At 68.1% G+C, this 25,945-nt stretch carries 25 protein-coding genes; 3 read left to right on the forward strand and 22 right to left on the reverse strand.

Annotated features, from left to right (window positions below):
* Positions 1-35 precede the first annotated feature (35 nt).
* Positions 36-212, reverse strand: a complete 177-nt coding sequence (locus AC0B44_RS14555; RefSeq protein WP_471903554.1) for an Ms4533A family Cys-rich leader peptide — start codon at positions 210-212, stop codon at positions 36-38.
* Between the two features lie 60 nt (positions 213-272).
* A complete protein-coding gene (locus tag AC0B44_RS14560) occupies positions 273-479 on the reverse strand; it encodes a hypothetical protein (RefSeq protein ID WP_471903555.1) in 207 nt (68 codons plus the stop codon).
* Positions 480-568: 89 nt separating this feature from the next.
* On the opposite strand from AC0B44_RS14560, the gene AC0B44_RS14565 reads away from it, so the two are divergent.
* Positions 569-2,503: a glycoside hydrolase family 15 protein gene (locus tag AC0B44_RS14565; RefSeq protein WP_471903556.1), complete on the forward strand. Its 1,935-nt coding sequence runs from the start codon at positions 569-571 to the stop codon at positions 2,501-2,503.
* Positions 2,504-2,527: 24 nt separating this feature from the next.
* Here AC0B44_RS14565 and AC0B44_RS14570 read toward each other — a convergent pair whose 3' ends face one another.
* The gene (locus AC0B44_RS14570) at positions 2,528-3,460 is read right to left on the reverse strand and encodes an NAD(P)H-dependent flavin oxidoreductase (protein ID WP_471903557.1); all 933 of its coding nucleotides are present in this window, start codon (positions 3,458-3,460) and stop codon (positions 2,528-2,530) included.
* Positions 3,461-3,491: 31 nt separating this feature from the next.
* Positions 3,492-5,381 carry a translation elongation factor 4 gene (gene lepA / locus AC0B44_RS14575; RefSeq protein WP_471903558.1) on the reverse strand — a complete coding sequence of 630 codons (1,890 nt, stop codon included), beginning with the start codon at positions 5,379-5,381 and terminating at the stop codon, positions 3,492-3,494.
* Positions 5,382-5,476: 95 nt separating this feature from the next.
* Here lepA and AC0B44_RS14580 point away from each other — a divergent pair, with 95 nt between their 5' ends.
* On the forward strand, positions 5,477-6,064 hold the full coding sequence (locus tag AC0B44_RS14580) for a type II toxin-antitoxin system PemK/MazF family toxin (protein WP_471903559.1): 588 nt from the start codon (positions 5,477-5,479) through the stop codon (positions 6,062-6,064).
* Positions 6,065-6,121: 57 nt separating this feature from the next.
* Here the strand turns inward: AC0B44_RS14580 and AC0B44_RS14585 are convergent, their stop codons facing one another.
* The 4 genes from AC0B44_RS14585 to AC0B44_RS14600 all read right to left on the reverse strand — a co-directional run bounded on the left by AC0B44_RS14585 (position 6,122) and on the right by AC0B44_RS14600 (position 10,566).
* Positions 6,122-7,009, reverse strand: coding sequence for an aquaporin (locus AC0B44_RS14585; protein ID WP_471903560.1), 888 nt, complete (start codon positions 7,007-7,009; stop codon positions 6,122-6,124).
* A 103-nt stretch (positions 7,010-7,112) separates the two neighbouring features.
* Entirely contained in the window at positions 7,113-7,943 is an 831-nt protein-coding gene (locus AC0B44_RS14590; RefSeq protein WP_471903637.1) for a transglutaminase family protein, read from the reverse strand.
* Positions 7,944-7,951: 8 nt separating this feature from the next.
* Positions 7,952-8,926, reverse strand: a complete 975-nt coding sequence (locus AC0B44_RS14595; protein WP_471903561.1) for an alpha-E domain-containing protein — start codon at positions 8,924-8,926, stop codon at positions 7,952-7,954.
* Entirely contained in the window at positions 8,926-10,566 is a 1,641-nt protein-coding gene (locus AC0B44_RS14600) for a circularly permuted type 2 ATP-grasp protein (RefSeq protein WP_471903562.1), read from the reverse strand. Before AC0B44_RS14600 ends, AC0B44_RS14595 begins: the two co-directional genes overlap by 1 nt.
* Positions 10,567-10,756: 190 nt before the next feature.
* Here AC0B44_RS14600 and rpsT point away from each other — a divergent pair, with 190 nt between their 5' ends.
* Positions 10,757-11,017, forward strand: coding sequence for a 30S ribosomal protein S20 (gene rpsT / locus AC0B44_RS14605; protein WP_072699291.1), 261 nt, complete (start codon positions 10,757-10,759; stop codon positions 11,015-11,017).
* 135 nt (positions 11,018-11,152) lie between these two features.
* On the opposite strand, the gene holA is transcribed toward rpsT, so the two are convergent.
* The 14 genes from holA to AC0B44_RS14675 form a co-directional block, all read right to left on the reverse strand.
* The gene (gene holA / locus AC0B44_RS14610; protein ID WP_471903563.1) at positions 11,153-12,124 is read right to left on the reverse strand and encodes a DNA polymerase III subunit delta; all 972 of its coding nucleotides are present in this window, start codon (positions 12,122-12,124) and stop codon (positions 11,153-11,155) included.
* Positions 12,121-14,469: a ComEC/Rec2 family competence protein gene (locus tag AC0B44_RS14615; RefSeq protein ID WP_471903564.1), complete on the reverse strand. Its 2,349-nt coding sequence runs from the start codon at positions 14,467-14,469 to the stop codon at positions 12,121-12,123. Before AC0B44_RS14615 ends, holA begins: the two co-directional genes overlap by 4 nt.
* Positions 14,466-15,302, reverse strand: coding sequence for a ComEA family DNA-binding protein (locus AC0B44_RS14620; RefSeq protein ID WP_471903565.1), 837 nt, complete (start codon positions 15,300-15,302; stop codon positions 14,466-14,468). The genes AC0B44_RS14615 and AC0B44_RS14620 overlap by 4 nt, the downstream gene beginning before the upstream one ends.
* Before the next feature lie 101 nt (positions 15,303-15,403).
* Positions 15,404-16,219, reverse strand: a complete 816-nt coding sequence (locus tag AC0B44_RS14625) for a DegV family protein (RefSeq protein WP_471903566.1) — start codon at positions 16,217-16,219, stop codon at positions 15,404-15,406.
* Positions 16,220-16,224: 5 nt separating this feature from the next.
* Entirely contained in the window at positions 16,225-17,049 is an 825-nt protein-coding gene (gene octT, locus AC0B44_RS14630) for a diglucosylglycerate octanoyltransferase (RefSeq protein ID WP_471903567.1), read from the reverse strand.
* The gene (locus AC0B44_RS14635) at positions 17,036-17,686 is read right to left on the reverse strand and encodes a histidine phosphatase family protein (protein WP_471903568.1); all 651 of its coding nucleotides are present in this window, start codon (positions 17,684-17,686) and stop codon (positions 17,036-17,038) included. Before AC0B44_RS14635 ends, octT begins: the two co-directional genes overlap by 14 nt.
* Positions 17,683-18,120, reverse strand: a complete 438-nt coding sequence (gene rsfS, locus AC0B44_RS14640) for a ribosome silencing factor (RefSeq protein ID WP_471903569.1) — start codon at positions 18,118-18,120, stop codon at positions 17,683-17,685. Before rsfS ends, AC0B44_RS14635 begins: the two co-directional genes overlap by 4 nt.
* Positions 18,117-18,773, reverse strand: coding sequence for a nicotinate-nucleotide adenylyltransferase (nadD, locus tag AC0B44_RS14645; RefSeq protein ID WP_471903638.1), 657 nt, complete (start codon positions 18,771-18,773; stop codon positions 18,117-18,119). Before nadD ends, rsfS begins: the two co-directional genes overlap by 4 nt.
* 70 nt (positions 18,774-18,843) lie before the next feature.
* A complete protein-coding gene (locus AC0B44_RS14650; protein ID WP_471903570.1) occupies positions 18,844-20,289 on the reverse strand; it encodes a vWA domain-containing protein in 1,446 nt (481 codons plus the stop codon).
* A gap of 1 nt (position 20,290) precedes the next feature.
* A complete protein-coding gene (locus tag AC0B44_RS14655) occupies positions 20,291-21,187 on the reverse strand; it encodes an AAA family ATPase (RefSeq protein WP_471903571.1) in 897 nt (298 codons plus the stop codon).
* A 26-nt stretch (positions 21,188-21,213) separates the two neighbouring features.
* Positions 21,214-22,494 carry a glutamate-5-semialdehyde dehydrogenase gene (locus AC0B44_RS14660; protein WP_471903572.1) on the reverse strand — a complete coding sequence of 427 codons (1,281 nt, stop codon included), beginning with the start codon at positions 22,492-22,494 and terminating at the stop codon, positions 21,214-21,216.
* Positions 22,495-22,549: 55 nt separating this feature from the next.
* Positions 22,550-23,656 carry a D-alanine--D-alanine ligase family protein gene (locus tag AC0B44_RS14665; protein ID WP_471903573.1) on the reverse strand — a complete coding sequence of 369 codons (1,107 nt, stop codon included), beginning with the start codon at positions 23,654-23,656 and terminating at the stop codon, positions 22,550-22,552.
* Between the two features lie 82 nt (positions 23,657-23,738).
* Complete coding sequence (locus AC0B44_RS14670; protein WP_471903574.1) at positions 23,739-24,863, reverse strand: cystathionine gamma-lyase; 1,125 nt, start codon at positions 24,861-24,863, stop codon at positions 23,739-23,741.
* Between the two features lie 5 nt (positions 24,864-24,868).
* A complete protein-coding gene (locus AC0B44_RS14675) occupies positions 24,869-25,867 on the reverse strand; it encodes an NAD(P)H-dependent glycerol-3-phosphate dehydrogenase (RefSeq protein WP_471903575.1) in 999 nt (332 codons plus the stop codon).
* Between the last annotated feature and the right edge of the window lie 78 nt (positions 25,868-25,945).

Below are 25,945 nucleotides of genomic sequence, written 5' to 3' on the forward strand. Positions count from 1 at the left end.
CCCGGTCGAGTGGTCGGACCGAGTCGAGTGCGGGATCAGCGACAACAGTGGATATCGGCGACCGACGGCATACCTACAGCGATCAACGCCAGTTCATGGCGGATCGGAGGGAGCGTGGTCGCGGTCACCCGGCAGACTCTAGCAGAGGATCCGGGAGCGCCCGAAACCGATGTTTCGGTGAAGAAACGGGTGTCTAGCGTGTCAGCAGCCATGCGACGACGACGAGCACGAGCAGGGCGACCAGCGCCAGGGTCACGCGCGAGCGCGGCATGTCAGCAGTCCTCCGGGTCCGGGGCAGGCGATACGGGTTCGCGTCGTCCGACCACCGCGAACGCTCCGGCGATCACGCGGTCGAGCAGCCAGGCGACACCGCCGCACAACGGCACCAGTACGGCCAGTACCAGCGCTGATTGCGGCACGAAGGACAGACCCGTGAGCCAGAGCTCGAATCCGTCCCACCACGATGCCACCCGATCCACTCTCCTCACCTTAGTGGCTCCGGCGAACTCACCGGTACGCAGCCCGGCAATGCCGCCCGGACGGCTCGTTCCGGCGCGATCATAGAAGGATGTCTTGGTCACGGCCTCTGCGGATCGCCGCGCTGCACGACAGCCCGCATCCGCCCATCGACGATTACGCGTTCCTGTCCGACTGCGAGACGACGTGCCTGGTGGCCCGCGACGGCTCGGTGGAGTGGATGTGCGTGCCACGACCGGACTCCCCCAGTGTGTTCGGCGCCGTGCTCGACCGCAGCGCCGGCCGCTTCCGTCTCGCCCCGCACAACCGGACCGTGCCGGCTGCACGCCGCTACCTGCCCGGCGGGCTCATCCTGGAAACGACGTGGCAGACCGACACGGGCTGGATGGTCGTGCGCGATGCGCTGGTGATGGGGCCCTGGTACGACGTCGACGAACGCTCCCGCACGCATCGGCGCACCCCGTCGGACTGGCAGGCCGAGCACGTGCTGTTGCGTACTGTGCGCTGCGTGAACGGCACGGTCGAACTGGACATGTCGTGCGAACCGGCCTTCGATTACCACCGGGGCGCCGCCGAGTGGCGTTACACCGGAAAGGTGTACGAGGAAGCTACGGCGATGGAGGCCACAGCTCCCGAGCAGCACCCCCAGTTGCGGCTGACCACCGACCTGCGCCTCGGCATCGAGAGCGGGGAAGCGCGCGCTCGCACGCGGTTGAAGAAAGGCGATTCGGCGTTCGTCGCCCTGTCGTGGTCGGAACGCCCGCCGCCGCGCACGTTCACCGAGGCGGTCGCGAAAATGACCAATACGCAGGACTTCTGGCGGGAGTGGATCACCACCGGCCGCTTCCCGGACCATCCGTGGCGCACCTACCTGCAGAGCAGCGCTGTGATCCTGAAGGGACTGACCTACGCTCCCACCGGCGCCCTGCTTGCCGCGCCGACCACCTCTCTCCCGGAAACACCTGGAGGAGAACGCAACTGGGACTACCGCTACGCATGGGTGCGCGACTCGACCTTCGCCCTGTGGGGTCTGCACACGCTCGGACTCGACCGTGAAGCCGACGACTTCTTCTCGTTCATCCTCGACGTCTCCCAGAACGCCGACGGCAGTGACCGCACACTCCAGGTCATGTACGGGGTCGGCGGCGAAAGTTCGCTTCCCGAATCGACACTCGATCACCTCAGCGGATACGACGGCGCGAAACCCTGCCGTATCGGCAACGACGCGTATCACCAACGCCAGCACGATATCTGGGGAACGCTTCTCGATTCGGTGTACCTGCACGTGCGCTCCCGTCGGCAGATCCCCGAATCGCTGTGGCCGATCCTGCGCAAGCAGGTCGAGGAGGCGGCCACCCACTGGCGCGAACCCGACATGGGCATCTGGGAAGTGCGCGGTGAACCTCAGCACTTCACGTCGTCGAAGGTGATGTGCTGGGTGGCTCTCGACCGGGGCGCGAAACTTGCCGATCTGCACGGGCGGGACAGTCACGCGCGACGATGGGCAGCAATCGCCGACGAGATCAAGGCGGACGTCCTCGAGCACGGGGTGGACGAAAGAGGCGTGTTCACACAGCGTTACGGTCATCCGTCACTCGATGCGTCGACACTCCTCATCCCGCTGCTGCGTTTCCTTCCCGCGGACGACCCACGCGTCCGCGCGACCGTGCTCGCAGTCGCCGACGAATTGACCGACGACGGACTCGTGTTGCGCTACCGCGTCGAGACCACCGACGACGGACTCACAGGGAAGGAGGGAACCTTCACGATCTGTTCCTTCTGGCTGGTGTCGGCACTCGTGGAGATCGGAGAGGTGGAACGCGCTGCGATGCTCTGCCACCGCCTGCTCGAGTACGCCAGCCCACTGAAGTTGTATGCGGAGGAGATCGATCCCGTGTCGGGCAGGCACCTCGGCAATTTCCCGCAGGCGTTCACGCACCTGGCACAGATCAACGCTGTCGTGCACGTCGTCCGCGCCGAGAGCAGGGTGCACACGGGGGAATTCCGTCCGGGACACCTCACCTGACCGGTGTCGTGCCCGCCGCGCGCGTCAGCGGAAGCGGGCCAGAAGTGCTTCCGCTGACGCGGCGATCTCGCGGATGACCTCGCCTGCGGGCCGCTCCGTCCGCACCGAACCGACGGCCTGCCCCGCGTAGACGACACCGATATCGGGATCGTCGCCGGTGTACGCCTCGGCGAGGACGTCCTCGTCGGCGCCGCGGCCGTGCCACCGCTCGGTGAACGCGTTCTCCAGCGCGCGTCCACCCCACCGCGACGGCCACGGTTGGTGCCGCGCCTTGTCGAAGACGTCGGTGTACACGGTGTCGGCGCTCGTGGCCTCGACGATCTTGGTGCGCGCGTACTCCGGACCGACGGTTTCCGGGCTCGCCAGCAGGGCGGTGCCCACGAATGCGCCCTGCGCTCCGGCCGCGAGCACCGCGGCGAGTCCTCGTCCGGTGGCGATGCCGCCTGCGGCGAGCACCGGCAACGACGTGGACTCGAGAACTTCCTGAAGCAACGGCAGAGTGCCGACCCTGCCGGTGTGCCCGCCGGCCTCGTGTCCCTGGGCGACGACTGCATCCACCCCTGCCGCCTCGACGACACGCAGGTCGTCCACGGTGTTGATCTGGGAGATCACCAGTGCGCCGGCCTTGTGGACCCGATCCACGTACGGCGCCGGGTCCCCGAACGACAGCGCGACCACCGGCGGACGATGCTCGAGAACTGCACCCAGTAGAGAGTCGTCGTCGGCCAGCGACCAGGTCATGAGTCCGAAGCCCACCGGCCCGTCCCCGATCTCACGGGCGGTGCGCACCTCCGCCTCGAGCCATTCGGGGGTGTTGTACCGGGCCGCTCCGATCAGACCGATGCCACCGGCCCGGGTCACCTCCCCGGCCAGCACACCCCCGGCGCGGCCACCCATCGGCGCTCCCACCAGCGGCACGGAGATGCCGAGCGTACGGGTCAACCAGGTATCGAACACTCGGCACTCCTTCGAGGAGTTCGCGCGCGAACTACTTCTTCGGCTTGTCGGACGCGGCGTCGGACGAGAGCGCCGCGACGAAGGCCTCCTGCGGCACTTCGACGCGACCGATCGTCTTCATGCGCTTCTTGCCTTCCTTCTGCTTCTCGAGCAGCTTGCGCTTACGGCTGATGTCACCGCCGTAGCACTTGGCGAGCACGTCCTTGCGGATCGCCCGAATGTTCTCGCGGGCAATGATCTTCGATCCGATGGCCGCCTGGATCGGCACCTCGAACTGCTGGCGCGGGATCAACTCGCGCAGCTTGGTGGTCATCTTGTTGCCGTACGCGGCGGCGGCGTCCTTGTGCACGATCGCACTGAACGCATCCACGGCCTCGCCCTGCAACAGGATGTCCACCTTGACCAGCGCCGACTCCTGCTCGCCGGCCTCCTCGTAGTCGAGGCTGGCGTAGCCGCGGGTGCGCGACTTCAGGGAATCGAAGAAGTCGAAGATGATCTCCGCCATCGGCAGCGTGTAGCGCAACTCGACGCGGGTCTCGGAGAGGTAGTCCATGCCACCGAGCTCGCCGCGGCGGGACTGGCACAACTCCATGATCGAGCCGATGAATTCGCTGGGCGAGATGATCGTGCACTTGACGATCGGCTCGTAGATCGCCCGGGCCTTGCCTTCCGGCCAGTACGACGGGTTGGTGACGATCGTTTCCTGGCCGCCCTCGAGCACGACGCGGTAGACGACGTTGGGGGCGGTGGAGATGAGATCGAGGCCGAACTCGCGCTCGAGTCGTTCTCGTGTGATCTCCATGTGCAGCAGGCCGAGGAAGCCGCACCGGAAACCGAAGCCGAGCGCGACCGACGTCTCGGGCTCGTACGTCAGGGCGGCGTCGTTGAGCTGGAGCTTGTCGAGCGCGTCGCGCAGGTCCGGGTAGTCGGAGCCGTCGACGGGGTAGAGACCGGAGTAGACCATGGGCCGCGGCTCGCGGTAGCCGGTGAGCGGCTCGGTGGCGCCGTTGCGCGCGAGCGTCACGGTGTCGCCGACCTTCGACTGGCGCACGTCCTTCACGCCGGTGATGAGGTAGCCGACCTCTCCGACGCCGAGTCCCTGGGTGGGCTTCGGCTCGGGCGAGACGATGCCGACCTCGAGCAGTTCGTGCGTGCTGCCGGTGGACATCATCTTGACCTTCTCGCGCGGGACGATCCGGCCGTCCACCACGCGCACATACGTGACGACGCCTCGATACGTGTCGTACACGGAGTCGAAGATCATGGCGCGTGCCGGCGCGTCGGCATCACCGACGGGCGGCGGCACCTGCCGAATCACCTCGTCGATCAGAGCGGGGACGCCCTCGCCCGTCTTGCCCGACACGCGGAGAACGTCCGACGGCTCGCACCCGATGATGTTGGCGATCTCGGCGGCGTAGCGATCGGGATCGGCGGCAGGAAGATCGATCTTGTTGAGGACCGGAATGATCGTCAGGTCCTTGTCGAGCGCGAGATACAGGTTCGCGAGCGTCTGCGCTTCGATGCCCTGCGCCGCGTCGACGAGCAGCACCGCACCCTCGCAGGCCTCCAGGGCGCGCGACACCTCGTACGTGAAGTCGACGTGACCGGGCGTGTCGATCAGGTGCATCACGTACTCTTCGCCCTCGAACTTCCAGGGAAGCCGCACGTTCTGCGCCTTGATGGTGATGCCGCGTTCGCGCTCGATGTCCATGCGGTCGAGGTACTGCGCGCGCATCTGCCGTTCCTCGACCACGCCGGTGAGCTGCAGCATCCGGTCCGCGAGCGTCGACTTGCCGTGGTCGATGTGCGCGATGATGCAGAAGTTCCGGATCTTCCCGGGGTCCGTGAAGGTGGTGTCGGCGAAGGTGCTGATGTCGTGCTCCTGACTCGGGATGGCAACGGTCGTGCAGACCGCGGTCACACCTGCAGAATATCCAAGCCCGCCCGGGGTCGGGACCCCGGCCGGGACTCCGCTCACCTCACCACCCACTCGCAGGCTCGCTAAGCTCGGTCCTCGTGGCTGGCACATGGAAGAAACTAGGCATGCAACTGGGCCGCCTCGCGGCCCAGCAGGGCCCGAAACTGTACAAGCAACTCCAGCAATCCGGGGCGCTGGACAAGGCGAAGACCGCCATCGGCAACGCCGCCGGCGCAGGCGCGGGAGGCACCGCCGGTACGACACGGGGGCCGGTTCCGGGGCGGCCGGTTGCGTCGCGCACCGCGCCCACCGCGCAACGTGCGCGTCGCGTGTCCTACGCGCCCGACCTGGACGGCCAAGCCGATCCCGGTGAGGTCGTGTGGACGTGGGTGGCCTACGAGGAGGACGCGAGCCAGGGCAAGGACCGCCCCGTGCTGGTGGTGGGCCGCGACGGCCACACCCTGCTGGGGCTGATGCTGTCGTCGAACACCGACCGCGACGGCCATCCCGACTGGATCGGCATCGGGACCGGACGCTGGGACCCGGAGGGCCGGCCGAGCTGGATCCGGCTCGATCGCGTGATCGATGTACCCGAGGACGGCATCCGCCGCGAAGGCGCGATCCTCGAGCGGTCGCGTTTCGAACAGGTCGCCGCGCGGCTGCGCTCCGACTACAACTGGCAGTAGCCGGGCGACCGGCACGTAATCACGCCCGGCGGGTCCGACCCGCCGGGCGTTCTGCCGTCAGGAGGGCCGCAGCCCCTGCCGGCGACCGAACAGGAATGCGTAGACGAGTGCGCCGAGCGCACCGCCGATCATCGGGAAGACGATGAACAGCCAGAGTTGCCCGAGCGCGCCGTTCTGATAGAACGCGACGGCCAGGCTGCGGGCGGGGTTCACCGAGGTGTTGTCGATCGGGATCGAAATCAGGTGGATCACCGCGAGGGTGAATCCGATCGCGATACCCGCGATCAGCACGTCGGCGATCTGGTCGGTCGTGGAGAGCACCACGAACACCAGCAGGGCCGTCAGAAGTATCTCGACCACCATCGCGGCCCCGATCCCGTAACCGTTCTCGAGGACACCACCGAGCGGACCGCGGATGGCGGACGGACTGTGTGCGCCCCAGCCGTTCGCACCGAGACCGTCGGCCGCCCGGTTGTACGACGGGAGCGACGAAGCGACCGCATAGATCGTCACGCCGGCCACCAGACCGCCGATTATCTGGGCGATCCAGTAGCCCACCGCACGCACGGGAGTGACCTGGCCGACGATGAGACGACCGAGTGTCACCGCCGGGTTCACGTGGCAGCCCGAAATCGGGCCGATGGTGTAGACGAGGAACAGCAGCGTCAGGCCGAACGCCAGTGCGACACCGAGTTGTCCCACGTAATCGCCCGCGAAGACAGCGGTTCCGACCGCCGAGAACACGAGCACGAACGTTCCGATCGCCTCGGCCGCACACCGTCTGAGATCGGAATATTCGGCGGGTTCCGCGGTTTCCAACGCGGTTTCGTGGTCAGAATCGTCCACCGGGTGCGCGGCATCGCGGGTCCCGTATTCGGGTTCTCGGCCGGTTCTTTGTGCGGGGTCGCGTAGTGGTTCCTGGGCCGGGTCACGTTCGGGTTCCATGAGTTCCCCTCGGAGGTCGTGGTCCCGCACACCGCGCCGGACCTACCTACACCGAACACCATCGGATCATCTTGCCGCAGCATATTTCGCTTGTGACGGCACACTACGCAAGTCGCGTCACCTCCACAACGACTTCTTGCGCAGCGGCGCTTCCGCCCATGTAGATGCCCTTGAGCGGGGGAACATCCCCGTAATCCCGGCCTATCCCCACCGATACATGTTGCTCGCCCACAAATCTCGCATTGGTGGGGTCGTATCCCCACCATCCGCCGGTCCACGCCTGGATCCAGGCGTGGGACTGCCCTTCGACGGTTTCACCGATCTCCGCATCCGCGACGGGATGCAGGTATCCCGACACGTACTGCGCGGGAATCCCCATGGCGCGCAACAGGAGCAGCGTCAGGTGGGCGTAATCCTGGCACACACCCTGCCGTTCCTCGTATGCCTGGATCGCGGACGTGTGGACACCGGTGGTTCCCGGGACGTAATCCATCTGCTCGTGGACCCACTGCGCCGCCGCGACCACAGCATCTGCCGGGTCGAGACCCTTCGCCAGGTCACGGGCGGTTTTGGCGAGCGACTTGTCCGCCGGAACATATCGGCTCGGGAGCAGCAATTCGTCGTATCGGTCCCTGGTGTCGGGCGACCGGATCACGTCCCATCCCGCCGGTTCCTCGAGCGGTTCGAGCGAATCCGTTTCCACAACAGACAAACCGGTCACTTCGAGCGACGTGTGCGGCGCGTGGAGGTCGAACGCTGTCACGCCGCTCCCCCAGTAGTCGGTGTACCGGTAGGAACGCGTCGCGGGAGTCGTCTCGACGCGACTGAGGATCACCGTCTGGCGGTTGTCGGACCGAGGCGTCAGACGCGCCTCGTTGTACGACGCCGTGACCGGCCCCGCGTACTCGTAGCCGGTCGTGTGGACCACGCGCATGCGCCAGCTCACAGTTCTCCCTCCAGAAGCAAATCGTCTTCACCGTCGTTGCGAGCCGAACTCCACGCCACCCAGGGCGCCGCGTGGAAGTACTGGAGTGAGATGGCCTCACCGACCTGCCGGCACATCTCCTGCAATGCGACAAGCCGTTCGGCGAGTTCCTCGAGAAGCACCCCGGGACGGATGAACTCGAGTTCACTGCGGGCCCGTCCGAGCAACCGCTGCGCTTCGTTGCGCGCACCGAACCGGTAGTCGGTCTGGTCGTCGAGTTCGGTGAGGCACTGCTCCGCCTGCCGGATGGCGGAGAACACCGAGCGGGGGAAAAGCCTGTCGAGCATCATGAATTCGACGATGCGGCCGGCGTCGAGCGCACCACGATAGGTGCGCAGGTACGTGTCGTATCCACCGGCCGAACGCAACACCGTCGCCCACGTCGGCGACGTGGGGCGGTCACCAGCGCGGGACAGCAGCAGCCGGACGATCATGTCGACCCGTTCGATGGAACGGCCGAGCAACAGGAACCGGTACCCGTCGTCCCGGCACAGCGTGCTGTCGGCCAGTCCCGCGAACATCGCCCCGCGATCTTCGACGTATCGGAAGAACTCGTGCGGGCCCAGACGTTTCGCCGCCCGTTCCCGTTCGGCGAGGGCGTTGTAGGTGGCGTTGAGGCACTCCCACATTTCGGTGGAGGTGACTTCCCGTGCACCGCGCGCGTTTTCGCGCGCATGCGCGATCGTATCGAGGATCGACCCCGCGCCGTCCCGCCCGAACGCAACGATGTTGATCACCGTCTGCACGTCGAGTTCACCTTCGGGCGCGCTGAACCCGAGCACCCGCAACAACTGACGACAGGTGCGGTCGGGGTCGACCGTCGAGTCTTCGAGCAGTTGGTGCACCGCGACATCCATGATGCGTGCCGTGTCGTCGGCTCGTTCGACGTAACGTCCGATCCAGAACAGTGACTCCGCATTTCGTGCGAGCATCAGCAATCCCCCTCATTCTGTTGCTGCTGCTGTTGCTGCTGTTGCTGCTCGGTGGTGAGTTCGGGTCCGCGGTCGGGTTGTTTCACCTCGGACCGTTCCTCGACGAACCCCTCCCCGCCCAGTTCGCTCTCCGTATCGGAACTTCGGCTGGCCAGCACCCAGGTGTCCTTGCTTCCGCCGCCCTGGCTGGAATTGACCACCAGCGATCCCTCGGGCAGCGCGACACGCGTCAGGCCGCCCGGCAGGATCCAGATGTCCTCGCCGTCGTTGACCGCGAACGGGCGCAGGTCGGCGTGCCGGGGAGCAAGTGTGTCGCCTGCCCGGGTCGGGACGGTGGACAACTGCACGACCGGCTGAGCGATCCACGCGCGGGGATTCGCCCGGATCTTGCGCGCCATGGTCTTCAATTCGGCCGGTGAGGCGTCGGGGCCGAACACGATGCCGTATCCGCCCGAGCCTTCGACCGGTTTGATCACGAGTTCGTCGATGCGGTCGAGGACCTCTTCGCGCTCCTCGTCGAGCCAGCAGCGCAAGGTGTCGACGTTCGGCAGGAGCGGCTTTTCCCCGAGGTAGTAATCGATGATGTCGGGTACGTACGTGTAGACGAGTTTGTCGTCGCCCACGCCGTTGCCGACCGCACTCGAGATCACCACGTTTCCGGCGCGTGCGGCGTTGAGCAGCCCGGCGACGCCGAGCACCGAATCGGGCCGGAACTGGAGCGGATCGAGGAAGTCGTCGTCGATGCGCCGGTAGATGACGTCGACCTGCTGCTCACCCTCGGTGGTGCGCATGTAGACGATGTTGTCCCGGCAGAACAGGTCGCGTCCCTCGACGAGTTCGACGCCCATCTGCCGTGCGAGAAGGGAATGCTCGAAGTACGCGGCGTTCGCGAGACCCGGTGTGAGGACGACCACTGTGGGATCGGCCGCGTTGGGCGCAGCAGCAGCACGCAGTGCTCGCAGGAGGTGCAGCGCGTAGTCCCCGACCGGTCGCACCTTGTGCTGAACGAACAGGTCGGGCGCCACGCGAGCCATGACGCGCCGGTTCTCCATGACGTACGACACTCCGGACGGCGACCGGAGGTTGTCCTCGAGCACCCGGAACGTGCCCTTCTCGTCCCGGATCAGGTCGACTCCGGCGACGTGGATGCGCACCCCGTTCGGCGGAACGATCCCCGCAGCCTGCCGGTGGAAGTGCTCACAGGACGTGACGAGGCGCTTGGGGATGACGCGGTCCCGCAGGATGCTCTGCTCGCCGTAGACGTCCGCTAGGAACAACTCGAGTGCCCGCACCCGCTGCCGGATGCCTTTCTCGAGACGGTTCCACTCGGCGGCGGCGATCAGGCGGGGCACCATGTCCAGCGGGAACGGGCGCTCCTGACCGGACAAGGAGAAGGTCACACCCTGATCGGTGAATGCGCGGCCGACCGCATCGGTGCGAGCGGCGAGATCCTCGGGACCTTTCGACTCGAGGATCTGATGCAGGCGGCGGTACGGCGGCCGGACCCTGCCGTCCGCATCGAACATTTCGTCGTACGCCAGGCGATCGGGATTTCTCGCGTAACCGTCGAAGACGTCGGGATTCTTCCTGCGGTGCCTGGCCGGGGACGCGCCCGGCGCAGTAGGGGTACGGCGACTCATGCCGGAATCGTTCTATATGCGAGGGCGTTGTGCACAATCCGACACGGAACTGTCCCACGGAGTAAACACGGCCGACATAAGACTCTCGCCGGTTTGGGCTTTGCGTGCCTTCTTGGTATTGTTGCCTGTCGGTGCCCAGTGCATCCAGAGCTTTTCAACCAGCTACCAGCAACACGACAGGATTCTACGCGTGGCCAACATCAAGTCCCAGGTGAAGCGAATTCGCACCAACGAGCGCAACCGGCTCCGGAACCAGTCGGTGAAGTCGGCGCTCCGTACCGCGATCCGCTCCTTCCGCGAGGCCGCGGCCGCTGGCGACAAGGACAAGGCCACCGAGCTTCTCGTCGCCACCAGCCGCAAGCTCGACAAGGCAGCCAGCGCGGGTGTCATCCACCCGAACCAGGCTGCCAACAAGAAGTCTGCACTGGCCAAGCTCGCCAACTCGCTCTGAACGTAGTTCCGAGGTAGTAGACGCGAGCTCTGCTTTCCGAAAGCCGCTCCCCTTGCGGGGAGCGGCTTTCGTGCGTCTTCACATGCAGGGGCCGCAGCCCGCGGAGCAGCGCGGGTATCGGCGGTTCCGGTTCCGTCAGCCGGCGAGTTCGGCCACCGTGCGGACCGCGTACTCGAGCGCGTAGTCGGGGTCGGCGGCGGCGCCCTTCACGTCGGCGTTGAGCGCGGCAACCACTCCCAGCGCCGTGCCGATGGAGGCCGGTGCCCATGCCCGGGCCTGCGCCTGCGCCTTCTTGACCTTCCACGGAGGCATCCCGAGTCCGGAAGCCATCGCGAACGGGTCGCCGCGACCGGCCGAGCCCACCCGCGCGATCGTGTGTACGGCGTCGGCGAGCGCGTCGGCGAGCAGCACGTGCGCGACGCCGCGGTGCATCGCCCACCGCAATGCTTCGAGCGCACCGGCCGCGTCGCCGGCGACGGCCTTCTCCGCCACATCGAAACCCGTGATCTCCGCCTTGCCGGAGTAGTAACGGCGCACCGCCGCGGCGTCGATCTTGCCGCCGGTGTCGGCCACCAGTTGGCTGCACGCAGCGGCCAATTCGCGCAGGTCGGATCCGACGGACTCGATGACCAACTGCTCGACATCGGACGCGACCCGAACATCAGCCGCTTGGAATTCCCTGTGGACGAATGCGCGCACCCACGCAGCGCGGTCTCCTGCTTTCGCCGGGGCAGCGCAGTCGTGTTCCACCGCGCCGCACGAACGCAGTCCCCCGACCATCGCCTTCGCCCGGCCCGCGCCGTTGTGCACCACGACGAGCGTGACGCCGTCCGGCACCTCGGCCGCGGCGTCGAGGATCAGGGCTGCTGCGTCCTTCCCGGCCTCGCCGGCGGACTCGAGGATCACGACCCGGTCCTCGGCGAACAGCGACGGACTCAACAACTCCGCGAGTTCGGGTGCACCGGCGTCACCGGCGCGCAACCGCGACACCGGAAGATCGGTGCCCACCCCGCTCCGGGCGCGCACGTCGGCGACGATCTTCGCAATTGCACGGTCGATCAGGAGTTCCTCGTCGCCGAGGAGCAGATGCAAAGGAGAGTCGGTCACGGCTCGATGGTGTCACGGTGGTCCGACACCACGGCCAAGGCCCCCGACCCCGCACGCACCACCGCGACATCACCGTGCCGGTCGGTGCTCAGCACCCGGGTTCCCATCGCGCGGAGTGCAGCAACTGTCTGCGGGTGGGGATGGCCGAAGGTGTTGTCGCGGCCGGCGCTGATCACCGCGACGCGTGGTCGTACCGCCTCGAAGAACCGGGTCGGGGTGGTGCGCGAGCCGTGGTGCGGCACCTTCAGCACGTCGGCCCGCACGTCTACGCCCGAGCGCACCAAGGCGTCGAGCGCCGCCTCCTCCGCATCGCCCGGCAGCAGAATCCGTCCGATCGGCGTGTCGGCGACCAGGACAAGCGACAGGTCGTTCTCCTCGGCGTATCCGGGACGGATCGGGCCGATGACCCTGATCGTCGTGGCACCGGAAACCAGGACGTCATCGTGCCCGACCTCTCGCACCGGGACACCGTGCCGCGCGGCGAGACGAGCAACGTCCCCGGCGCCTTCACGATCCGCGGCACCCGGCCCCACCACCACCGACGCGACCTCGCGTCCCTCGAGAACTCCCGCCATACCCCCGGTGTGGTCGGCGTGGAGATGGGTCACCACGAGCATGGACACGGTGCGGATGCGGAGGCGCCGCAGGCAGCGGTCCACGGGTTCGGGCTCGGCACCCGCGTCGATCACCACCGCGCCTCCCCCATCGGTGGCAAGGATCAACGCGTCGCCCTGGCCGACGTCGCAGGCAATGAGCACCCACCCTTCACCGGGCCATCCGGGCTGCAGGAGCCGGACCGGTAGCCACACGGTTGCGGCGGCAAGCAACGCGACACCGGCAACGACCCGCGCTTTCCGGTGACGCGCCGCTGCGCAGACCACCAGCACGACGATGCCGACGGTGACTGCGCCCGTGGCCCCGTCGGGCACCGGCACCTCCGCAGACGGCATGGCTGCGGCCCGCTCTGCGACGTGGAGCATCCACCACAACAGCGGTGCGGCGGCGCCCGCGAGCAACTCACCCGCACCGGAATGGGCTGTAGCGACTACGGCGACTACGGATCCGAGCACGGTCAGCGGGGCTACGACGGGGGCGACGAGAATGTTCGCCGCGACGGACACGAGACTCAACGTCCCGGTGGCGGCAGCGACGATCGGCGCAGTCACGGCGAAGGCCGTTCCGGAGACTGCGAAGATTTCTGCCGCCACGCGCGGCCATCCGTGTGCGTGCAACCACGCCACGACCACGGGCGCGAGCACCACCAGGCCTGCGGTCGCCGAGACCGACAGCGCGAAGCCGACATCGACGGCGAGGTCCGGCGCGAGGACGAGCAGCGCGCCGACCGCCCCGCACAACGCGGGTAACGCCTGCCGTTCACGTCCGGCGACGAGTGCGAGCAGCGCGATCGCCCCCATCGCCGCCGCGCGCACCACGCTGGCCGAGGGCCTGACCACGATCACGAAAGCGACGAGACCCACTGTCGCCAAGGCGGTTCCGGTGCGCGGACCCAGGCCCAGTGCCCGGACGACGAGAAGCACCGCGCCGAGCACGATGCTGACATTCGCGCCGGACACCGCTGTCAGATGGGTCAGTCCTGCGACACGGAAGTCCTCACGTGTGCCCTCCTCGAGACGAGAGGTGTCTCCGACGACGAGGCCCGGCAGCAGGCCCGCCTGGTCCGCCGACAGCGCACCACGGCATGCCTCCGCCAGACGGGTCCGCACGGTACCCGCCCACGTCTGCCAGACAGGTGGTGGTGACGCGGCGCTCGGCGGTTCGTCGGCCCGGAGTATCGCGACACCCGTGCCCGGTCCGGAGAACGGCGACATTCGAACTCTTGCGGTAATACGTTGTCCGGGAAGCAGATCCGACCACCGGTCTGCGGGAGCGAAGACGACGACGGCGCCGCCCGTCGCCAGGGGGCGGCCTGCGATGGTCACGTGCCGGAGAACCGCGGGTATCCGGACCTGCGGTTCACCGCCGAAACCCGCGCGCCGCAGAGCCTTCGGATCGTCTGTCGGTTCGACGACGACACTCACCCATCCCCCGGCCGCGGCAGCTTCGACCACCGGATGTGTGTCGACGAACCACATGCGGATTCCGCTCGCCGCACCGAAACCCGCGACGACTGCACACACTGCCAATATCACCGGCACGGCAGCGGGCGCCTGCCGAATTCCGCGGCCGCGCACACACACGACGTAGAACAGACCCGCCACGAGGCACGCGAGTACAGCGACGGCACCGGCCGGCACCCACCCGCCGTACAACCCGAGTGCTGTCACCGCCCATGCCGCCGCGGCGCCGGGCACGAGACGGGCGTCGAGGTCGGGGTGTGCGGTCACACCGTGACCAGTTCACGCAACCGTGCCAGTCGCGCCGGCCCGATCCCGTCCACTTCTCCGAGTTGCTCGACGTCGGCGAACGCCCCGTTCGCCTGCCGGAACGCGACGATGGACGCGGCGGTCACCGGACCCACTCCGGGGAGTGCGTCGAGCGCTGCCTCGTCGGCGGTGTTGAGATCGACCTTCCCCTGCCCCGGTGTACCCGCCGTTCCGGCGTCACTGTTTTTCGTGTCGGGCGGACCTGATCCGGAAACCGCACTTCCGTGCGGAACAGGTTGTGGCGGAGACAGTCCGACGACGATCTGATCGCCGTCGGCTACGCGGCGAGCGAGATTGAGGCCCACGAGATCCGCTCCCGGCGCAGCGCCGCCTGCGGCGTCGAGCGCATCCGCCACTCGTGCGCCGGGGGCGATCTCCACGAGCCCGGGACGATGCACGAGACCCACCACGCTCACGACCAGTGCGGCCGGTTCTGTCTCGGGTTCGGGTGTGGCCGCCGTGGTCGCCGCAACTGTGGTCGCCGCAGCCGTAGCTGCGGCGGCGATCTCGATGGAGGGCAGCGGCGGCACCGGGTCCGGGACCGGCCGGTCACGCCAGAGGACCCCGGCCGTGACCAGCACAGCGAGCACGCCCACGCCCGCGAGCGCTGCGGTCCCGCGATGTCCGGTGCTCCATTGGGCAGCGTGGAGGCGGTCGCGCAGGCTTGTCGTCGGCAGGGGTTCGGGGTCGTCGTACGGCTCGGTGTCCCACAGATCCTCGACCTCGCGACCTGCCGTACGCGCGATCGCACCGAGTCGGCTTCTCGCCACGTCGCCGTCGTCACTGCTCGCCATGCCGCGACGCTAAGGCCGCGTCGAACCCCGAACTGCTCGCCGGAGACGGATACCGCCTCGTCTGGGGATCGATCACCTACCTGGGGACAACCGGCACACGCTCAACCGTGCGCGACGACGACTCCCACCGCGCCGGGCCCGACGTGCGCGCCGAGGACCGCGTCGAGTTCGGTCACCGTGACCTCCGCCTCCGGAAGCCGCTCGGACAGTTGCTCGACGAGCTGAGCGGCCCGCTCGGGCGCGTCACGGTGGTGCACCGCGACGAGTGCGCCCGGTCCGGCCTCGGCGACGACACCGTCGACGAGCTTGGTCAGCGCTTTGGTCATGGTCCGGGTCTTCTCTCGCAGCACGAGTTTGCCCTCGACGAGGTGGAGGACGGGTTTCATCGCGAGGGCGGTGCCCAGCAGCGCGGTGGCGGTGCCGATGCGCCCGCCGCGGCGGAGGTGGTCGAGGCGGTCGACCACGAGCAGGGTGCGGGCCGACGCCGCGACCTTTTCGGCTCGGTAGAACACCTGGTCGAGGTGTTCACCGGCTTGCGCAGCGCGGGCAGCGTCGAGCGCCGCGAATCCCAAACCCATTGCGGTGTTGCGGGAATCGACGAGCCGAATGCCGTCTCCGAGGTCGTCTGCGGCGGATCGGGCGGCGTCCCACGTGCCGGAGAGCAACCGCGACAGGTGCACGGCCACCACGCCGTCTCCGTCGCTGTCCGCGAGCGCGGTGGTGTACACCTCGGTCAGTTCGGCGGGCGACGGGCCCGACGTGGTCACGGTCGCCAGGTCCTCGGGGAGTTCGTCGACTCCTTCACGCAGATCCCGTCCGTCCGCGATCACATGCAATGGCACGACACGGATGTCGTATCGATCCACCAGTTCCGGATCGAGACAACACGACGAATCGGTCACCACCACGACAGCCACGACGACTACCGTAGGCCGTCCGCCGCGGGTAGCGCATCCCGGCGCGCCATCCGCACCGCGTCCACGACCTCGGCGGCGACGCGGCGATGCGCCTCCCAGCCCCAGTGGATGCCGTCCGGATTCGCGTTGCCGGAGAAGATGTCGTCGTGGACGGCCTCCCCGAGATCGACGAGCGGAACCGCATGCTCTGACGCCCACGCGGTGATGGCCCGCACCGCGGGACGACGGCCGCGGTGAACCGAGCGGTAGCCCTCACTGCGGTGCACCGAGGGCAATGTGCCGACGACGGGTAGATCGGGGCGCACGTACGCCAGCGACTCCCTGATCATCTCGAGGTATTCCACGCTGACGCGGGGCGGCAACGCGACCGGCCAGCCCAGCGGTGACAGCCGGGGCTGAAGCCATCCGTACGCGTTGCGCGCGACGCGGCGCAGGGCCGGGGGACGCACGTAACGCAACCCTTCCCGTAGCGCGGTGGGCAGCGGCGACGGGAGGGTGTCCATCCCGCCCACGCCGAGTACCACGGCGCCCGCGCGCGGAATGGTTGCCCACACGCGCGGGTCCTGCGTCAGCGCCCACCACGCGTCGCGGGAGGTCCATCCGATGCGCGCGACGAGTTCCACGTCCCAGCCGAGTTCGGCGGCGACGAGATTGGGCCAGATGCGCGGGTGATCGGCGGGCAGTCCACCCTTGGGGCCGTAGTAGCTCAGCGAGTCGGCGAGCACCAGCAGCGTGGGCCGCCCGGTCGCGCCCGATCCGGTGGCCTCGGCGGGCACGGCGTCGCCTGCCCCTCCGGCCTCCCCGATCGGCGTCGGATCAGAGGACGTCATCGGGGGCCACATCGGCCGACGCGTTCCACACGTCGAGTCGCCAGGACGGCTCGTCGCCGTAACCGCTCAGTTGCACCCATCCGGTGTTGCCGAGACCGCCGAGCACGGGCCACCGATCCACGGGCAGGTCGAGCAGTGCCGCGGTGAGTGCGGCGATCAAACCGCCGTGTGCGACCAGGATGATGGGTTCGGCGCCCCAGTTCTCGTGCTTGTCGAGCAGTTCCTCCACCACGGGGACGCTGCGACGGGCGACATCGACGCGGCTTTCGCCCTCCGGTGGCGCCCAGGTCGCGTCGGCCCGCCACGCACTGCGGGCGCCGGGACCGATCTCGTCGACATCGGTGTGGGTGAGTCCCTGCCACTGTCCGAGGTGGGTCTCACGCAGCCGGGCATCGATCTCGACGGGAAGGCCGGCCCGGTCGGCCACCGCGACTGCGGTGTCGTACGCGCGGCGCAGGTCCGACGACACGATCGCGATCGGATCGAGTGCCGCCATCGCCTGCGCGACGCCCGCGGCCTGCCGGCGCCCGAGGTCGGACAGGTCCGTATCGAGCTGACCCTGCATCCGGCGGGTTGCGTTGTACCCGGTTTGTCCGTGGCGCAGCAGGATCAGCCGCCGCACCCGCGGTTCGCTCACGCGTCGCCCGTGGGCTCGGCGTCACCGGATGCCGCGGCTTCGTCCGCGCCGGTCTCGACGGCCGAGCGCGGGCCGCCGACTCCCTCGACGGGCACGGTCGGGCAGTCCTTCCACAGACGCTCGAGCGCGTAGAAGTTGCGTTCTTCCTCGTGCTGGACGTGGATCACGACGTCGACGTAGTCGAGCAGGGTCCAGCGGCCCTCACGGGTGCCCTCGCGACGAACCGGCTTGTGACCTGCCTCGCGGAGCTTGTCCTCGATGTTGTCCACGATCGCGTTGACCTGACGTTCGTTCGGCGCGGACGCGATGACGAAGCAGTCGGTGATCACCAACTGATCCGACACGTCGAGCACCACGACATCGGTTGCCAGTTTCTCGTCGGCCGCCAGGGCCGCGATACGGGCCATCTCGATTGCTTCTGTCGTTGCGCTCACTGCGTGCTCTTTCTCTCGGTCTTGCTGATGTAGTGGTCTTCGGTGCCGGCGCTCTCGTCGGCGGTCGCGCGCTCGAGGTAGAGGTGCCGTTTGCTGATGTACTGCACCACCCCGTCCGGCACCAGGTACCAGACCGGCCGATTCGCCCGTACCCGCTCACGGCACTCGGTCGACGAGATGGCCAGGGCGGGAATCTCCACGAGACTCACCGCCTCGTCGGAGAGCTCGCCCAGGTGCGGCGCGAGATGCTCGATGTGCAGGTCGTACCCCGGCCGCGAGACCCCGACGAAGCGGGCCAGACCGAACAGAGTCTGCCAATTCTGCCACGACAGGATCGAACCGAGCGCATCCGCACCCGTGATGAAGTACAGCTCCGCACCCGGATACATCTCGCGCAGGTCGCGCAGCGTATCGACGGTGTACGTGGGCGTCCCGCGATCGATGTCGACGCGGCTGACCGTGAACCGCGGGTTCGACGCCGTCGCGACCACCGTCATCAGGTACCGGTCCTCCGCGGGGCTGACGTCACGCTTCGACTTCTGCCACGGTTGCCCGGTCGGGACGAAGATCACCTCGTCGAGACCGAAGCGTGCGGCGACCTCGCTGGCCGCGACGAGGTGGCCGTGGTGGATCGGATCGAAGGTGCCGCCCATCACGCCCAGACGTCGCTGAGGCACTGCGGGCCGCTCCGATGGCTGATGCACGATGGTTCAGCTTACGGGGTCACACCGGGAGCAGACCGGCCACCACCGCGGCCAACTGTTGCGCCGACCTGCATTCGTGCATGGTGATGACCTCCCCGTAGGCGCGCGCCGCCGAATCTCCGGACCCCCATTGCCCCCGCGGTTCCGGGTTGAGCCAGTGTGCGTGCCGCGCAACGCCGACGAGATGCTCCAGCACCTCCACGTTGGGATTGCGGTAGTTCGTGCGCGCGTCGCCGAGGACGAGCAGGGAACTGCGCCCCGTGAGGCTGTGGGCGTGCCGTTCCGCGAACGTCGCCAGCGCGTTGCCGTAGTCGGAGTGCCCGTCGTAGGTGATCAGGTCCGCTTCCCTAAGCATCCGCGACATCGCGTCCCCGAGGTCGGCACCCGACGAAAAGTAGTGGGTGACTTCGTCGCTCGTGTCGATGAAGGCGAACACCCGTACGCGGGAGAACTGTTCGCGCAGCGCGTGGACGAGGAGCAGGGTGAAGTGCGAGAACCCGGATACCGATCCGGATACGTCGCACAGCACGACGAGTTCCGGCCGGGCCGGTCGTGGCTTGCGGTTGATGAGGTCGATCGGTACGCCACCGGTGGACATCGACTTGCGCAGGGTGCGCCGCAGATCGATCGCGCCGGCGCGGGCGCGGCGGCGACGGGCAGCGAGACGGCTCGCGAGCAGACGCGCGAGCGGCATCACGCTGCGGCGGAGCGCGACCATATCGGCATCGGAGGCGCGCAGGAAGTCCACTTCTTCGGCCAACTTGGGGACGCCGTACTTCTCGACGCGTTCGCGGCCGAGAACTTCGGCGGTGCGACGCCGGGTCTCGCGTTCGACCATCGCCCGGAAGTCGGCGATCCGCCGTGCCGCGGTCCTTCGGGCGACTTCGGTTTCGTAGTCGCCGGCCTCGCGTTCGTCCGGGGTGCTGTTGCCGAGCAGTCCCTCGAGGATCCTGGTGAGCAACGTTTCCGGTGCCACGTCGCGTAGCGCCTGGTACGCCGAGAAGGACGGACCGTTCGACGACTTGTACTGCCCGAGTTCTTCCACCATCTGCGCGGTGAGCGTCTCGACGGCCGCCAGCGCGTCGGCGGAGTCGTCGGCGAGCAGTTCGGCGATCAGTTCGCGCAGCGCGTCGAGGTCGATCTCCCCGTCGGGAGTCCGCGGTAGCGAGACATCCGGCGTGTCGGCGGTGCGATGCCCGATCGCCGGAGGGAACCAGAGATCGAAGAGCGCGTCGAAGGTCGGGCGGTGGGTGGTCCGCCGCAGGAGAGTGCAGGCGAGGCCCTCGCGCAGCGCTTCCCGGTCGAGCATCTCGATCACCGTCATCACCCGGCCGGCGTCGATCGTTTCCGACGGACCGACCGCGATACCCCGGCGGCGCAGCGACTCGACGAATCCGACGAGGTGCCCGGGCAGACCGTGCGGTGCGATCGGTGTCCCCGAATCGGTCTGGAACGCGCCGGCCATGTCAGTTCAGCCGGAGCTCGGCCGCGGCGCGCAGTTGGTCGGACTGGTGTTTGAGGACCACTCCGAGCGTGGTGCGCACCGCGGCGTCGTCGAGGGTGTCGAGCCCGAGCGCCAGCAGCGTCCGGCCCCAGTCGATCGTCTCCGCCACCGACGGCACCTTCTTGAGTTGCATGCCGCGCAGCACCCGGACCGTCCGCACGAGTTGTTCGGCGATCGCATCGGGAAGCTCCGGCACACGACTGGCCAGAATCCGTCGCTCCAGCTCGGCGTCGGGGAAGTCGAGGTGCAGGAACAGGCAGCGCCGCTTGAGCGCTTCGGACAGTTCGCGGGTCGCGTTGGAGGTGAGGACAGCGAAGGGCTTGCGGGTGGCGGTGATCGTGCCGAGTTCGGGCACCGTGACGGCGAAATCGCTCAGCACCTCGAGCAGCAGGCCCTCGATCTCCACGTCGGCCTTGTCCACCTCGTCGATGAGCAGCACCGTCGGGTCGTCCCGGCGGATGGCCGTCAGCAGTGGCCGGGACAGGAGGAACTCTTCCGAGAACACGTCCGCCTTGGTTTCGTCCCACGATTCACCGGATGCCGCGTTCGCGCCGGCCGACTGGATACGCAGAATCTGCTTGGCGTGGTTCCACTCGTACAGCGCCCGCGATTCGTCGACGCCCTCGTAGCACTGCAAGCGGACCAGTTCGGCATCGGAGGTCTGAGCGACAGCCCGTGCGAGTTCCGTCTTGCCGACACCGGCCGGGCCCTCGATGAGCAGCGGCTTGTCGAGCCTGTCGGCGAGGAACACCGCGGTGGCCGTGGCCTTGTCCGCGAGGTAACCGGTCTCCTCCAGGCGGTCGATCACATCCTGGACATCCGCGAAGATCGGCGGGGTGGTGGGCAGCGCACGATCCACGCTGAGTCCTTTCGTCGGGCCGGGGGTCAGGCCGGGCGGGTGTGGCCGTCGCCCCACACCACCCATTTGGTGGAGGTCAGTTCCGTCAGTCCCATCGGGCCCCGAGCGTGCAGTTTCTGCGTGGAGATACCGATCTCGGCGCCGAACCCGAACTGCTCTCCGTCGGTGAACGCCGTAGACGCGTTGACCATAACGGCTGCGGCGTCGACGCGGGCGGTGAACTCCCGGGCGGCGGCGAGGTCGGAGGTGACGATGGCTTCGGTGTGGCCGGTTCCGTACCGGTCGATGTGTTCGACGGCCGCGTCCAGGTCGTCGACGACCGCGAACGCGACGTCGAGCGTGAGGTACTCCTCGGCCCAGTCCTCTTCCGTGGCCGGGACGAGACCGGGCAGGTCGCCGTGCACCGTCACGCCGTGCGACTTCAATGCGTCGAGCAGACGCGGAACGGCGGTGTCGGCGAGGGCTTTGTCGACGAGGATCGTCTCGGCGGTGTTGCACACACTCGGCCGCCGTGTCTTGGCGTTCAGCACGATCTTCTCGGCCATCTCGAGGTCGGCCGCGGCGTGGACGTAGACGTGGCAGTTGCCGACACCGGTCTCGATGGTCGGCACGGTGGCATCCCGGACCACCGCGGCGATCAGGCCCGCGCCGCCACGGGGAATGACCACGTCGACGAGTCCGCGAGCCTGGATGAGATGAGTGACCGAGGAGCGGTCGGCGCTGGGCAGCAACTGCACCGCGTCGACCGGCAGTCCCTGATCCTCGAGTGCCGTGCGCAGTGCTGCGACGAGTGCGGCGTTCGAGCGCGCCGCCGAGGACGAACCGCGCAGGAGCGCAGCATTACCCGATTTGAGGGCGAGACCGAATGTGTCGACGGTGACGTTGGGACGCGCTTCGTAGACCATCCCGACGACGCCGAGCGGCACCCGCAGTTGCCGCAACTCGAGTCCGTTGGGCAGGGTCGAACCGCGGATGACGCCGCCGATCGGATCGGGCAGACCCGCAACCTGACGCAGCCCCGACGCGATGCCGTCGATGCGGTCGGCCGTCAAGCGCAACCGGTCGAGGAGAGACTCTGCCGTGCCGCTCGCGCGGGCAGCCTCGATGTCCTCGGCGTTGGCGGCGAGAACGGACTCGGTCGCCGCGAGTACAGCATCGGCGGCGGCGTGGAGCGCGGCGTCCTTCTCCGTGGTGGTGAGCAACGCGAGACGACGGGATGCGACGCGGGCGCGGCGGGCCGCAGCATGTACGGCTTCTCGGGTGTCCCCACCGTCGGTCGCCACTGAGTCGGAAGTCACGGCAGTCATGCCCACAGCTTAGTCGTGGAGGTGCAGGCACCGACAAGCGCGGCACCGGGGCGGATCAGCGAAGACCGGTTCCCCGGGCGAGTGCGGTCCGGACGAGGGTGTCGACGAGTTCGCGGTACCCGATGCCTGCGGCTTCCCACATCTTCGGATACATCGAGATCGACGTGAAGCCGGGCATCGTGTTGATCTCGTTGATCACCGGCCCCTCGTCGGTGACGAAGAAGTCGACGCGGGACAAGCCCTGGCAATCGAGGGCGCGGAACGCGCGGACGGCCATGTCCCGGATCTCGTCGGACACGGCAGGATCGAACTTCGCCGGCACGTCGAACTCGCACACGTCGTCGAGGTATTTGGTGTCGAAGTCGTAGAACGCTTCGTGGTTGCCCGAGGTGTCGGGCATGCGGATCTCCGCGACCACGCTGGCCCGCACGTCTCCGCCGGGGAACTCGAGGACGCCGCACTCGACTTCGCGACCCACGATGGCGGATTCGACGATGACCTTCGGATCGTGCGCGCGGGCGTTGTCGACGGCGGCGTCGAACGCCGACCAGTCGGTGACGCGGCTGACGCCGATCGACGATCCGCCGCGGGCCGGCTTGACGAAGACGGGAAGTCCCAGCTGCTCTTTCTGTTCCTCGGTGAGGTCGGCCGTACCCGGCCGCATCACGATCTGGAAACCGACCGGCAGCCCTTCCGCGGCCAGGAGTTTCTTGGTGAACTCCTTGTCCATTGCGGCTGCGCTCGCGAGCACTCCGGGACCGACGTAGGGCACGCCGGCGAGTTCGAAGAGGCCCTGGATGGTGCCGTCCTCGCCGTAGGCGCCGTGCAGCACCGGGAAGACCACATCGACGGACGCGAGTACCTTGCCGAATTCACCCTGGTCGAGCGCGATGATCTCGCCGCTGCGGGTGGGGTCGGCCGTGAGGGTCAGCGACGAACCGTTCTCGTCCACGACGGGCAGTTCGCGTCCCGCCGCGGTGAGGCGCGCGGGGTCGATGTCGCCGAGCACCCAGGATCCGTCTTTCGTGATCCCGACCGGGATGACGTCGTACTTCTCGGGATCCAGGTTGCCCAGGATACTTCCCGCCGACAGACAGGAGACGGAGTGTTCGTTGCTGCGACCGCCGAAGACGACGGCCACCCGGGTTCGGGGCGTGCTCACGGCACAAACCGTACCGGCAAGCTGTGCGGTTGCCCCAGCCGCGTCCCGTTCCGTTCGTGCGTCCGGCCCGCCGTCGGATGCGTCACAGCGACTCGAGGGCGGTGCGGAGGTCGTCGAGAAGATCTGCGGTGTCCTCGATTCCGCACGACAACCGGACGAAGCCGTCCGGCACCGGGTCGCCCCACCGTGCCCGGCGGTCCGCGGTGGTGTGGATGCCCCCGAAACTCGTCGCGGGCAGGACCAGTTCGGCAGCTTTCACGAACCGATGGACGTCGTCGCCGGTGGGAAGCACGAAGGTCACCAGCGGGCCGAACTTCTGCATCTGCCGGGCGCCCACGGGGTGCGACGGATCCGATTCGAGTCCCGGGTACCGCACTCCGGCGACGGCGGGGTGTTCGGCGAGCATCCGGGCGACGGCGAGGGCATTCGCGCACTGCCGCTCGAAGCGCAATCCGGCGGTGCCGAGGCTGCGGTGCGCGAGCCACGTTTCGAAGGGCCCGAGCACGGCGCCCGAGTGGAGGCGTTCGCGGTCGAGCCGGGACACGAGCGCGGTGTCGGAGACCGCCACGTAGCCGAACAGCAGATCGCTGTGGCCGCTGAGCGACTTCGTACCGCTCGCGACGACGACATCCGCGCCGAGCGCCAGCGGGAGCTGACCGAGCGGAGTGGCGGTCGTGTTGTCGACGAGCAGCAACGCTCCGGCGGCTCTGCACAACTCGGCCGTGACGCGCAGATCGACAGTGTCGAGGCCGGGATTCGACGGGGTTTCGGCGAGCACCACCGCGCCCTCACCGGCCTGGTCGAGGACCGCGCGCAACGTCCCGTCGCCGAAGTCGGTGACGGAGAGTTCGCGCACCACGGTGCCGAGCGGAGCGAGATATTCCTGCGCGTAGGCACGCACCTGGTAGTAACCGTCCGCAGGCACCACGACCGTGGCGCCGGGCCGGGTGAACGCTCTCAGCGCGACGGTGATCGCCGACATACCGGATCCGACGACACGCGCCGCGGCGGCACCTTCGAGCGTGGCCAGTGCGGATTCGAGGGCACGCCACCCGGGATTGGACGCCCGAGCGTAGGTGTCCACGTCTCCGGTTTCGTCCTCACCGAGTAGGTACGGCGCGGCGAAGACCGGTCCCTGTTGCAGTGGGGAACCCGGAGCACCCTCGTAGGCAACAGCTTTCACGCATCGAGTCGAATCTCCGCTCATGGGGCTCACTCCGGCTTGATCCGGCGACCGAGGAGCAGACCGATGGCGTCGTGCACCGACATCCCCTCGTGGCACACCCGGTGCACCGCGTCGGTCAGCGGCATCTCGACGTCGTAGCTCGCGGCGAGGGCACGTACCGAGGTGCAGGACTTGACCCCTTCGGCGACCTGGCCGTGCGTGGCCTCCTGTGCGCTCTCGAGCGACTCACCACGGCCCAGACGTTCCCCGAACGAGCGGTTCCTCGACAACGGTGAACTGCACGTCGCGACGAGGTCGCCGACTCCTGCGAGACCGGCCAGGGTGACGGGCATCGCGCCGAGCGCCACACCGAGGCGGATGATCTCGGCGAGTCCCCGGGTGATGATGCTCGCGATGGTGTTCTCCCCCAGCCCCACTCCCGCGGCCATCCCGCAGGCGAGCGCGATCACGTTCTTGCACGCACCACCGATTTCGCACCCGATGACGTCGGAGTTGGTATAGGGGCGGAAATACCCTGTGGCACAGGATTTCTGAATTTCCAGCGCACGCGTGGAATCGAGGCATGCGATCACCGTCGCGGCAGGCTGCCCCTCGGCGATCTCCCTCGCCAGGTTCGGACCGGACAGCACGGCGACGCGGTGCGGTTCGGCTCCGGTGACCTGGCCGATCACCTGACTCATCCGCATGAGGGTGCCGCTCTCGATCCCTTTGGCAAGACTGAGGAGCGTGGTTCCGGGCCCGATGTCGTCGCGCCACGATCCCAGGTTCGCGCGCAATGACTGACTCGGTACCGCGAGCACCGCGAAGTCGACACCGTCGAGCGCCACGCGATGATCGGTCGTCGCCTTCAGGGAGGCGGGCAGCACGACGCCGGGCAGATAGCCCGGATTCTGGTGCTGCTCGCCGATGGCCTGGGCCACCTCCGCCCGGCGCGCCCAGATCGTCACGTCGGTGCCCGCTTCGGCGAGCACCTTCGCGAAGGCGGTCCCCCACGACCCTGCCCCCAGAACTGCCGCTTTGGTCACAAATCCCCCTCTTTCCCCTCATCGATGCGGAGCCCGATTCGGCGTACGCGACGCAGCACCGGGTTTTCTTCAGTATCG

The sequence above is a fragment of the Rhodococcus sp. NPDC019050 genome (assembly GCF_055664235.1).